We start from the raw sequence: 11,327 nt of genomic DNA, 5'->3' as shown, positions 1-11,327 counted from the left end.
TGTTCAACAAATTCAAGACATCTTTTCCGGTAAAGTGACAAACTGGAAAGAAGTTGGCGGAAACGATGAAAAAATTAATGTCATTAACCGACCAGCCTCTTCTGGAACACGTGCAACATTTGAAAAAACGTTAATGAAAGATGTAAAAGTAAATGATAGCATCGGAACGGTTCAAGATTCTAACGGTGCCGTGGAACAAGCCATTAAGTCTACACCAGGAGCAATTAGTTACGTTGCAATGTCTTATCTAGTTGGTGACAAAGCGAACGCTTTAACAACGTTAAAAATTGACGGGGCTGAACCAACAGTAGAAAATATTAAAGCACAAAAATATCCATTCTGGTCTTACGAGTATATGGTTACAAAAGGCGAACCAAAAGATGCAGTCAAAGCCTTCATTGACTTTGTAAAAAGTGAGCAATTTGCTGCAAAAGTAAAAGAAATGGGTTATATCCCAATGTCCGAATTAGAATAATTAGATATATTGGGCTGGCTATCATGTAGTCAGTCCTATTCGTTTGAATGATTAGGGTAGGTGAATCAATGATGAAGGGGAAAAAACCAATTAATTATTGGAAAAGCGAATATATAGGAAAAATATTAGTTACATTTTGTGGTTTTTTAATTGTTTTTGTTACTCTTTCAATTATTGCGTTTATTTGTAGTAAAGGAATTCAATCATTTACTCAAAGTCATATTTCTTTTAAGGAAATGTTGTTTTCAAAAGAATGGGCGCCTAATGATTCCCAGCCTAAATATGGGGCTGTCATTTTTATTGTCGGGTCGACGCTCGTATCGATTGGAGCCGTTATTTTAAGCGCGCCGATTGCTGTTGCATTAGCAGTATTTATTAACTATATTTCACCTCAATTTGGCACAAAGGTGTTGAAGCCTGTATTAGAGTTGCTTGTCGGTATTCCATCGGTTGTATATGGATTGTTAGGAGTAACCATTCTCGTTCCGCTATTGAGAGGATGGTTTGGAGGAGTAGGCTTTAGCTTAATTGCGGGGATTATTGTTTTAAGCATCATGATTTTACCAACGATTGCGAGCATCGCTTCAGATGCGATTCAAGCAGTTCCGCACGCATATTTAGAAGCGTCGTATGGATTAGGTTCGACAAGATGGCAGGCAATTAGCCGCGTTATCGTTCCTGCTGCTCGCAAAGGAATTTTAACAGGAATTGTATTAGGTTTGGCTCGTGCCTTTGGTGAAGCCCTAGCAGTTCAAATGGTGATCGGAAACACCGTGAAACTGCCTTCTGGATTATATAGTCCAACTGCAACATTAACAGGCATTTTAACGATGGACATGTCCAACACATTAAATGGAACCGCTTGGAATAATGCTTTATGGACGTTGGCGATGATTTTGCTGCTCATTTCTTTCTTATTTATTTTAATCATTCGAGCAATTGGACAAAGAGGTGAAGGCTAAAATGAAGGCAAGAACGGTTGATGCCATTTGGACGGGAATTTTATATATTGTTTCAGCTTTTGTTGTTATTTTGTTAGGATTTTTAGTTGTAACCATTGTTGTGAAGGGATGGGGATTTTGGGATCCGAGTTTTCTTTTCGGAAATCCGAGCAATACGCAAGCAGGGGGCGGAATTGGTCCGCAATTATTTAATTCCCTCTATATGCTAGTGCTTACATTGCTCATTTCCGTTCCATTAGGGCTTGGAGCAGGAATTTATTTGGCGGAGTATGCGAAAGAGGGGAAGTTGTTGAGCTTTATTCGATTATGCATTGAAACAATGGCTTCTCTTCCCTCTATTGTTGTTGGTTTGTTTGGGCTTTTAGTATTTGTTACATTGACTGGCTGGGGATATACATTAATCGGGGGCGCTTTAGCCATTACGATCTTAAACTTACCGGGTTTAACGAGGGTATGTGAAAATGCCATTCGAGATGTTCCACATAGTGTAAAAGAAGCAAGTCTTGGGTTAGGAGCGACGAGATGGCAGACGTTAGTGAGAGTGATCATTCCAGCGGCATTGCCACAAATTATGACAGGTGTTATTTTAGCAGCTGGAAGAATTTTCGGTGAAGCAGCAGCACTTATTTACACGTCAGGATTAACAACGCCATTTTTAAATGCTTCAGCTGATCTATCAAGCAAATTAAATCCGTTTAATATTTTTCGGCCAGCAGAAACGCTGACGGTGCACATTTGGAAATTGAATTCTGAAGGGATTGTACCGGATGCAAAGTTAATTGCGGCGAAGTCAGCTGCCATTTTGGTTATTATGGTTCTGTTGTTCAACATTGTTGCTCGTTTTGTTTCGGCAGTATTGCAGCGTTATTTTACTGGAAATACGCACAGAAAAAAACAGCAAACGAAAATGGTTTCTTAAACAAAGAAGTAAAGAACGAAAAAGGGCTAGCCTGCAGCAGTGGGCCAGCCCTTTTATTGATTAATCATGTATTTTTACTGAAGGAATTTCTTTGATAGCCAAAAATAGCACTGTAATTGATACAAACCAATGAAGAAAGGCAGGGTATGGTACAGCTGTTTGTAACGCCTCCATAATCGCAAAAAAGACGGTCGATAATGTTATCGAGTAAGCGGACATGACCCATGTATGGCGATAGGCAATGTTTTTATCAAGCGTGCTGCGTAAAATAAGACCGATAAAAGCGAGGACGGATACCCCGATAAATTTGCTCGCACTTGTGAAAATGTATAAAAAGAGAAACGTTAACGGAATGAGCACAGGAAGCAAAGATTGGAGCGTTTCTAGAAACGAGCGCACGTCTCCGTCGGTCAGCTTCATGTTCGAAAACATCGTGTAACTATAATATTGCGCTTGGCCGTTTGTGACGATGACGGCTTCATGCTTCAACAGGCCAATCGCATTTGTTGTCCGTTCCACTTTTTCTTTTGTCACTTGTCCGGTGCTGTCAAAAATGATCGTTAATCCGTGTTCGTTGATGATAACGGGCTGGGTTGCCGAAGAGTGCAAGCTCCCATCTTCAATTGTAAAAGATGGAATTTCATTTTCGAACAAAGAGCCCATATAGCGAATCCCGTCAACAAAATTCGTTGACAAATGGTATGCAAGCGGCAACGAAGAAATAAGGGCCAATAAAAATACGTATAAAATCGCTTTGCCGATTTTTTGAAAACGGAATCGAGCAATATCTTTTGGGGAATATAAACTTTTCCACAACTGCACGAATATATTCATGGTTTACACATCCTTCCCTGTCTTCCATGCTCATTGTATATCGTCTCGCTTCATAATTCAACCGATGTTGTAAAATAAAAAGAATCCCTACTAGGAGATTCTTTTTATTTATACTTTAAACTTTTGAACTACTTGTTGCAATTGTTTTACCAATTCATTTAAAGATTGAGATGCATGTGAAACACCTTCGATAGAGATACTTTGTTTTTGTACAATGGCGGCTACATGTTCCATGCTTCCAGCAATTTGTTGAGAAATGGAAGCTACTTCTTCCATATTAGTCGACATTTCTTGAGTTTGTGCGCTGACGTGATGTATGATTGCCGCCACTTCTTTTGATTCTTTTGAGACATTTTCTACAGCCTGTGCAATGGTTTTAAATGATGTATCGGTTTGGTGGACCATTTCGATTCCTTCTTTGAGTACTTCTGCTCCGCGGCTCATAGAGTGAACAGCCTGCTCTACTTCCTGCTGAATTTCTTCAATAATTTCTTGAATTTGTTTCGCTGCTTGTCCACTTTGAGCAGCTAGCTTTCTTATTTCATTGGCTACCACGGAAAATCCTTTTCCGTGCTCCCCGGCCCGTGCTGCCTCAATCGCTGCATTTAAAGAAAGGAGGTTTGTTTGATTCGCAATTTGGCTAATCAAGCTTACGATTTGATCAATTCGTTTCGATTTCTCGCCTAATATGTATATCATTTCTGCCGTTTCACCGACCGTTTTTTGCACCAAACTCATTTGTTTAACGGTGTTATCCACTAGCTTATTTCCCATATGAGCTTTATGAGTTGCTTGGTTTGTAGATGTTTCGACATCTGCAATAGAAATGGTGGCTTGTTCCATTCCTCGGGCAATTTCATGGAAAAACTGTGAAATCTCTGTGGCCGAATTTGCTTGCTTTTCTGTTCCGCTTGCTATTTCATTCATTGTAATTGCAATTTGTTCAAAAGCTTGTCTTGATTCGTGCGACGAACGGTGTAATGTTTCGGATGAGAGTGTTACATGCTTCGAGCTTGTATCTAAATGTTCGATCAAAGTCGTAAGGCTGTCTGCCATTTGATTAAAGCCGGCGGCTAACGCTTGAATATCTCTGCTTGAATGTTTAATTTGTAAGCGTATTTGTAAATTTCCTTTTCCTACTTGCCGCATCGCTTGTTTTAATGCAGCAATTGGTTTAAGTATTTGCCGCACGATGATAAAACCGATAAGACTGGCGAAAAAAGCTGTAAGAAGCGAGATTAGCAAGCTCATTTTTTGATAGGAAAAAATCGGCTGCAAATATTCTTGATCTTTAAGGCCTAATACGTACAGTTCGTTTAAGTCAGTGGAATAGGCGTAACATAACGTAAGCCCTTGAAAGTGAACAATCCCTCGCTTTTGCTCATACATTTTATTGATTAAAGAACGAGGCAAAGAAGGTAAAGGACTATTAAATCCAGCTAGTCTTTCAACGTTTTTTTCTTTAGTGATGATAAATTGCATCGGCTTTAAATGAAGGGCTTTAAATTTATGTTCATTTAATGTTAACACATAAGGTAACTTTTTATGAAATTGTTCATTGGTCACAGTTGCTTTTAACATAGAAATTTTTTCGATCATCACTTCGGTAGATAGTTGCATTTGCTGTTCAATCGCTTGAACAGTTATTTGTTTATTTTTCTCATAGCCAATATAAGCAATCAATGCAGAAGAAATGCATGTAATCAAAATAATGACGAATGCTAATATTGTCTGTAGATTCCATCTGCTTATGAATGGAAGATGGGAAGAGGGGGAAGGCGATTTTATTGTTGCTTTCCGTTTGATTGAGTGTAGGAAAACGAAAACTCTCCTCCATATATGGAGTAAAACTGACCGGGCTTGCTTTTGTTTGTTCATTCTTTGCTCTCCTCATTTCCTAAATAATATATAAGGACACTATTTTCAATTTATTCGATCATTGTTGCGTTTTTGTTAAGCAAATGTATAAAAAATGTTAAGCTTATGAAACGAGCAAATAAATTGAAACATTGTGGCCATTTTGGTAAGCTAATTTTAACCGAGCGTGTCTAACGTTCGGATACATAATGACAACAAAGGAGGAGTTAAAATGGCTTTTGAATTACCACCATTACCTTATGCTTATGATGCGCTTGAGCCACATATTGACAAAGAAACGATGAACATCCATCATACGAAACACCACAATACGTATGTCACGAACTTAAATGCAGCGTTAGAAGGACATGCGGATTTGCAAAGCAAAACGCTTGAAGAGTTGCTTAGCAATTTAGAAGCGATTCCAGAAAGCATTCGTACAGCTGTTCGCAATAACGGTGGCGGACATGCAAATCACTCTCTTTTTTGGACGATTCTTTCGCCAAACGGCGGCGGGGAGCCAACAGGCGAGTTAGCCGAAGCGATTAACAAAAAATTCGGTAGCTTTGCGGCGTTTAAAGAAGAATTTACAAAAGCGGCAACGACTCGTTTCGGTTCTGGGTGGGCTTGGCTTGTTGTGAACAACGGCGAGCTTGAAATCACAAGCACACCAAACCAAGACACGCCGATTATGGAAGGAAAAACACCGATCCTTGGCTTAGACGTTTGGGAGCATGCTTACTACTTAAAATACCAAAACCGTCGTCCGGAGTACATCGCGGCATTCTGGAACGTCGTTAACTGGGACGAAGTAGCGAAACGCTATCAAGAAGCAAAATAATGACCAAAAAGGATGGCTTGATAAGAGCCATCCTTTTTTCGTGTGCATAAAAAGAAAAAAGCTGCCAAAACTACCCTTTAGATGAAAAGGGGAGTTGGCGATGACAATTTTCAAAAAACTAGTCGGTCATGAGGTAAATCGGGAACTTATCTTATTGTTGTGTATTGGCGGGTTTTATGCTTTAAGTGTTTCGCTTTCCAACACGTTTGTGAATGTATATTTATGGAAGCAATCCGGAGCGTTTCGCGATTTAGGTTTATATAATTTGGCGGTTGTGACGTTGCAGCCGCTTACGTTTATTTTAGCGGGGCGGTTGGCGAAACAAGTGGACCGTATCATCGTATTGCGGTTAGGTGTTTCATTTTTAGCGATCTTTTTTTTGAGTGTGCTCATGGCTGGAAATCGCGCGCACGATTATTTGTTATTGCTTGGGGCGTTATTAGGAATCGGGTATGGATTTTACTGGCTTGCTTTTAACGTGTTAACGTTTGAAATTACCGAGCCGGATACGCGCGATTTTTTTAACGGCTTTTTAGGTATTTTAACATCGGCAGCAGGAATGATTGGTCCGGTTGTCGCAGGATATATAATTTCTTCACTGACAAAATGGACAGGGTATACGATTATTTTTTCGATTTCGCTTGGGCTGTTTCTTGTGGCGGTTGTGCTTAGCTTTTTTCTAAAACGGAGACCGGCGGCGGGAACGTACGGATTGATGCGCATTATTGAAGAGAGGGAGAACAATAAAAATTGGCGTTTAATTACCAATGCCCACTTTTTTCAAGGATTGCGGGAAGGGATTTTTGTATTTGTTATTTCTGTATTTGTCTATATGGCGACAGGTAGCGAATGGGCGCTCGGAAAATTCGGGTTCGTTAATTCCTTCACTTCTTTCATCGCCTATTATCTCGTGTCGCGCTTCATTGAGCCTGCTTATCGAAAAAAAGCGATTTTATGTGGCGGCTTATTGTTGTATGCAGCCCTTTTTCTTATTGTTTTTGATCTCTCTTATCCGCGTCTTTTGCTGTATGCGGTTACGATTGCAATTGCGTATCCGATACTCCTTGTTCCGTATTCGTCGCTGACGTTTGACGTGATCGGAAGAAGTTGGGAATCAGCGGAAAGAAGGGTGGAATATATCGTTGTGCGCGAACTGTTTTTAAACGGTGGACGGATTGCGTCGATTTTGTTGTTTTTAGTGACTATTGCCTTGTTTGAGGAAAAAACGGCCATTCCAGCGTTAATGCTCGTGCTTGGAGCGGGACATTCCCTCATTTATGTTTTTATTCGCCGCATCGAAGCGGATAGCGCTCGATTGTATCCGCTCCTATCAAACGAAGAAGGCTCTCTCTCATAGGGCCTTTTTTTTTGTGCGATTTTCTAGCAAAATGTCGCTAATTCTTTTACAATAAACGTGGGATTGAAAATATAGGAGGGTACTGTCTTGAAAAAAAAGAAAAGGGCGCAAGTGCCGTTTCGGCTAAATATATTATTTTTTGTCGTGTTTTTATTGTTTTCTGCTCTTATCTTGCGGCTTGGAGTCGTGCAAATCGTATATGGTGAGCAGTACCGGAAAGAAGTGGAACGAACGGAAAATGTGACGGTAAGCACGCCGGTGCCGCGCGGGAAAATTTATGACCGCTATCATCGCGTCATTGTCGATAACGTCCCGCTTAATGCGATTACGTACACGCGCACAAAAACGACGACACCGGAAGATACATTGGTCATTGCGCAACGATTGGCGAAATATATCGACAAACCGGTCGACAAAATTACGGAGCGCGATATGAAAGACTATTGGATTTTAACGCGAAAAGAGGAAGCGAAAAAGAAAGTGAGCGAGGCGGAGAAAAAAGCGCTCAAGAAAAAAGGGCTGTCCGACAAAGAACTAGACAAAAAAATTTATGAACTCACGCTAGAGCGGATTACACCAGAAGATTTAAAAGAAATTACACCGCAAGAAATGAAAGTGTTAGCGATTAAACGAGAATTAGATAGCGGATATGCGTTAACACCGCAAATTGTAAAAAACAAAGATGTGACGAATCAAGAGTATGCAGTCGTGAGCGAACATTTAGAAGAATTGCCGGGGGTGGATACGACAACCGACTGGGAACGACGCTATGTGTATGGCAACACATTCCGTTCCGTGCTTGGAAGTGTGACAAGCGATGATGAAGGCATACCGCGCGAACGGTTAGATTACTTTTTGGCGCGCGACTACAGCCGCAATGACCGTGTCGGGAAAAGCTATTTAGAAGCGCAATACGAAGATGTATTGCACGGAAAAAAAGCAAAAATCAAAAACATTACCGACAAGTCCGGCAACGTTATTGAAACAGAGAAAGTATATGAAGGAGAGCGCGGCAAAGACCTCGTGTTAACGATCGATATTGAGCTTCAACAACGCGTGGAAAAAATTATTGAGGAAGAGTTAAAAGCAGCGAAACGTTTCGGCGGAACGTCGCTGTTAGATCGTGCGTTTGTCGTGATGATGAACCCGAAAACAGGTGAAATTTTAGCGATGGCTGGAAAAATGATTACAAAGAATGAGAATGGAAATATCGAGCTGAAAGACTATGCGCTCGGTACGATGACATCCGCCTATGCGATGGGTTCTGCGGTGAAAGGAGCGACCGTATTGACGGGATTTCAGACAGGGGTGCTCCGTCCGAATACGTACATTGTTGACGAACCGCTATATATTAAAGGGACACCGGTGAAAAAGTCGTACCAAACGATGGGACGAATTAACGAACTGACCGCCTTGCAGCGCTCTTCGAACGTTTATATGTTTAAAACGGCGATTGCGATCGGCGGTGGTGTGTACCGGCCATATGCGCCGCTTGCCATTAACCCAGAAGCATTTACAACGATGCGAAGATATTTCAGCCAGTTTGGTTTAGGCGTAAAAACAGGGATCGATTTGCCAAATGAGATTATCGGGTTTCAAGGAACAAGTAAAATGCCGGGATTTTTATTAGACCTGTCGATCGGACAGTATGATATGTATACACCGCTACAGATGGCGCAATACATTTCGACGATCGCCAACGGCGGCTATCGAATGAAACCGCAAATCGTCAAAGAAATTCGCGAGCCAAATAACGATGGAAAAGAACTTGGCCCGGTGATCCGTGATTTTCAGCCGATCGTGCTCAACCGCATTGACATGAAAACAGAATATATTGATTGGGTGAAGGAAGGACTTCGCCGTGTGATGCAGGAAAAAGGCGGAACAGCGGCCGGTTTTTTCGCTGACGCACCGTACAAACCAGCAGGAAAAACCGGAACCGCGCAGGCGTTTTATGACGGTCCGATTCAAAGCAAACGAAATGCGCAAACGTACAACTTAACGCTTGTTGGCTACGCTCCGTATAACGATCCGGAAGTTTCGTTTTCCGTCGTTGTTCCTTGGGCGTATCAACACGAACCGCATTATCCAATCAACAATAAAATCGGAAGAAAAATTTTAGATGCGTACTTTGAATTGAAAAAAGAACGTCTTCAAGAAGTGCAGCTAAACAAGCAAAATGAAACATCATCTGCTTCCCAGCAACCTAATCAATAGTTATGACAAGAAGGCACTTTTGGAAAGGTGCCTTCTTTTGCTTTACAAAAGCTTAACATTTTTTTAAAACCTTATTAAAAGTTCAATAGTATTCTTAATATGCGATGATGGAATTTTTGTTGTTACACGTTTCGCTGTAGTTCATAAAAAAGAGTACAATGAATGAGTTTGACAGATAATAATGATACATTCGTTGCTCATGGCTCATTTGATTCATATGGATGGAGGGAAGATGATTCAATGGAATTAACAATTGTAAAGGAGCAAAATACAACTACTCCGAAAGTGCAAGAGAAAAAAGACGTCGTCTATCGGACGAACGAGTTAAATTTATGGTACGGAGAACATCATGCGTTAAAAAATATCAACCTAGACATTTACGAGAATGAAGTGACAGCAATTATCGGTCCGTCTGGTTGCGGCAAATCGACGTATATTAAGACGTTGAACCGAATGATTGAATTAGTGCCAAACGTTCGCACATCGGGAGAAATTACGTATCGCGGCCGTAACATTTTTGATAAGTCGTATCGCGTCGAAGAATTGCGCACACAAGTTGGAATGGTGTTTCAAAAGCCGAACCCATTCCCAAAATCGATTTACGATAACGTTGCTTACGGTCCGCGCATTCATGGCATTCGTGACAAGAAAATTTTAGATGAAATTGTAGAGAAAAGTTTGTGTGGCGCTGCGCTTTGGGATGAAGTGAAAGACCGTCTTCACGAAAATGCGTACGGTCTATCAGGAGGACAGCAACAACGTTTATGCATTGCCCGCTGCTTGGCGATTGAACCAGATGTGATTTTAATGGATGAACCGACTTCGGCATTGGACCCGATTTCGACATTGAAAGTAGAGGAACTCATTCAAGAGCTAAAAGAAAACTATAGCATTATTATCGTGACACATAACATGCAACAGGCGGCGCGCATTTCGGATAAAACGGCGTTCTTCCTAAACGGTGAAGTTATTGAATATGCAGAAACGGATCGATTGTTCTCTACTCCATCAGACAAACGTACGGAAGATTATATTACAGGCCGATTCGGATAAAGAAAGGGGGGGACGATATGACGGTGAGAGGGAAATTTGATTACGATTTAAAAACGTTACGCCAAAAATTGCTGGAAATCGGGGGATTGGCAGAAATCGCCTTAAGTCAGTCAATCGAGGCATTCCAGACGAAAAATATCGATCAAGCGTTGGACGTGATCGAACGCGACAGTCAAATTGACATGCTGGAAGAAGAAATTAACGATTTTGCGATTTTGCTTATCGCGAAACAGCAGCCGGTGGCGATCGATTTGCGGAGAATTATTGTCGCTATTAAAATCGCAACCGATATTGAACGAATTGCCGATTTTGCGGTTAATATCGCCAAAGCAACGATTCGAATCGGTGAGCAACCGTTTGTGATGGAGATCGAAAAAATCGTTCGTATGCATAACATCGCCCTTGAAATGGTTTCGTTAGGATTAAAAGCATATTATGAAGAAGATGTGGCTTTAGCGCGAAAAATTTCAGATATGGATGATGAAGTGGATGAGTTATACGGGCAAATTATGCGAGATTTGATGCAGTTAACAAAAATGAATCAAGAAAACTTCTCACAAATGAACTTGCTTTCTTTAATTGCCCGTTATATCGAACGCACAGCTGACCATGCAACGAATTTAGCGGAACATGTTGTTTATCTTGTCAAGGGCAGACATTATGATTTAAATAGCTAAAAAACGGTGGGCTCCCTAGGTGGAGCTCACCGTTTTTTCGTGAGAATCGCCGCGATTTCTTCATATTTCATATCGCTGCGTATTTCGTACGTGCCGGGACGAATGGCACGAGTAAGGTTGTGCGTTTCTAAGTAT

10 protein-coding genes are annotated in these 11,327 nt (G+C 41.0%); 8 read left to right on the top strand and 2 right to left on the bottom strand.

All coding sequences use genetic code 11. The features are described from left to right. The 3 genes from M4I42_RS15175 to pstA all read left to right on the top strand — a co-directional run. Positions 1 to 475: substrate-binding domain-containing protein (locus tag M4I42_RS15175; RefSeq protein WP_268852924.1), on the top strand; the 475-nt coding region annotated here is incomplete at its 5' end. A gap of 71 nt (positions 476 to 546) precedes the next feature. Further along, positions 547 to 1,437, top strand: coding sequence for a phosphate ABC transporter permease subunit PstC (gene pstC, locus M4I42_RS15170; RefSeq protein WP_268852923.1), 891 nt, complete (start codon positions 547 to 549; stop codon positions 1,435 to 1,437). A gap of 1 nt (position 1,438) precedes the next feature. After that, positions 1,439 to 2,356 carry a phosphate ABC transporter permease PstA gene (gene pstA / locus M4I42_RS15165; RefSeq protein WP_268852922.1) on the top strand — a complete coding sequence of 306 codons (918 nt, stop codon included), beginning with the start codon at positions 1,439 to 1,441 and terminating at the stop codon, positions 2,354 to 2,356. 60 nt (positions 2,357 to 2,416) lie between these two features. Here pstA and M4I42_RS15160 read toward each other — a convergent pair whose 3' ends face one another. Next, positions 2,417 to 3,190, bottom strand: a complete 774-nt coding sequence (locus tag M4I42_RS15160) for a DUF1189 domain-containing protein (RefSeq protein ID WP_268852921.1) — start codon at positions 3,188 to 3,190, stop codon at positions 2,417 to 2,419. A 108-nt stretch (positions 3,191 to 3,298) separates the two neighbouring features. Then, the gene (locus M4I42_RS15155; protein WP_268852920.1) at positions 3,299 to 5,068 is read right to left on the bottom strand and encodes a methyl-accepting chemotaxis protein; all 1,770 of its coding nucleotides are present in this window, start codon (positions 5,066 to 5,068) and stop codon (positions 3,299 to 3,301) included. Between the two features lie 211 nt (positions 5,069 to 5,279). On the opposite strand from M4I42_RS15155, the gene M4I42_RS15150 reads away from it, so the two are divergent. From M4I42_RS15150 to phoU, 5 genes are all read left to right on the top strand, one after another. Beyond that, the gene (locus tag M4I42_RS15150) at positions 5,280 to 5,888 is read left to right on the top strand and encodes a superoxide dismutase (RefSeq protein WP_268852919.1); all 609 of its coding nucleotides are present in this window, start codon (positions 5,280 to 5,282) and stop codon (positions 5,886 to 5,888) included. A gap of 100 nt (positions 5,889 to 5,988) precedes the next feature. After that, entirely contained in the window at positions 5,989 to 7,245 is a 1,257-nt protein-coding gene (locus M4I42_RS15145) for an MFS transporter (RefSeq protein ID WP_268852918.1), read from the top strand. An 87-nt stretch (positions 7,246 to 7,332) separates the two neighbouring features. Beyond that, positions 7,333 to 9,462, top strand: a complete 2,130-nt coding sequence (locus tag M4I42_RS15140; protein WP_268852917.1) for a peptidoglycan D,D-transpeptidase FtsI family protein — start codon at positions 7,333 to 7,335, stop codon at positions 9,460 to 9,462. Between the two features lie 240 nt (positions 9,463 to 9,702). Continuing rightward, the gene (gene pstB / locus M4I42_RS15135; RefSeq protein WP_268852916.1) at positions 9,703 to 10,515 is read left to right on the top strand and encodes a phosphate ABC transporter ATP-binding protein PstB; all 813 of its coding nucleotides are present in this window, start codon (positions 9,703 to 9,705) and stop codon (positions 10,513 to 10,515) included. A 17-nt stretch (positions 10,516 to 10,532) separates the two neighbouring features. Next, on the top strand, positions 10,533 to 11,192 hold the full coding sequence (phoU, locus tag M4I42_RS15130; RefSeq protein WP_268852915.1) for a phosphate signaling complex protein PhoU: 660 nt from the start codon (positions 10,533 to 10,535) through the stop codon (positions 11,190 to 11,192). The last annotated feature ends 135 nt before the right edge of the window (positions 11,193 to 11,327 follow it).

It is taken from the genome of Anoxybacillus sp. J5B_2022 (genome assembly GCF_026847645.1).
Taxonomy (GTDB): domain Bacteria; phylum Bacillota; class Bacilli; order Bacillales; family Anoxybacillaceae; genus Anoxybacteroides.
Note: the sequence above shows the minus strand (reverse complement) of the source record. Positions and strands in the feature narration are given on the sequence as shown.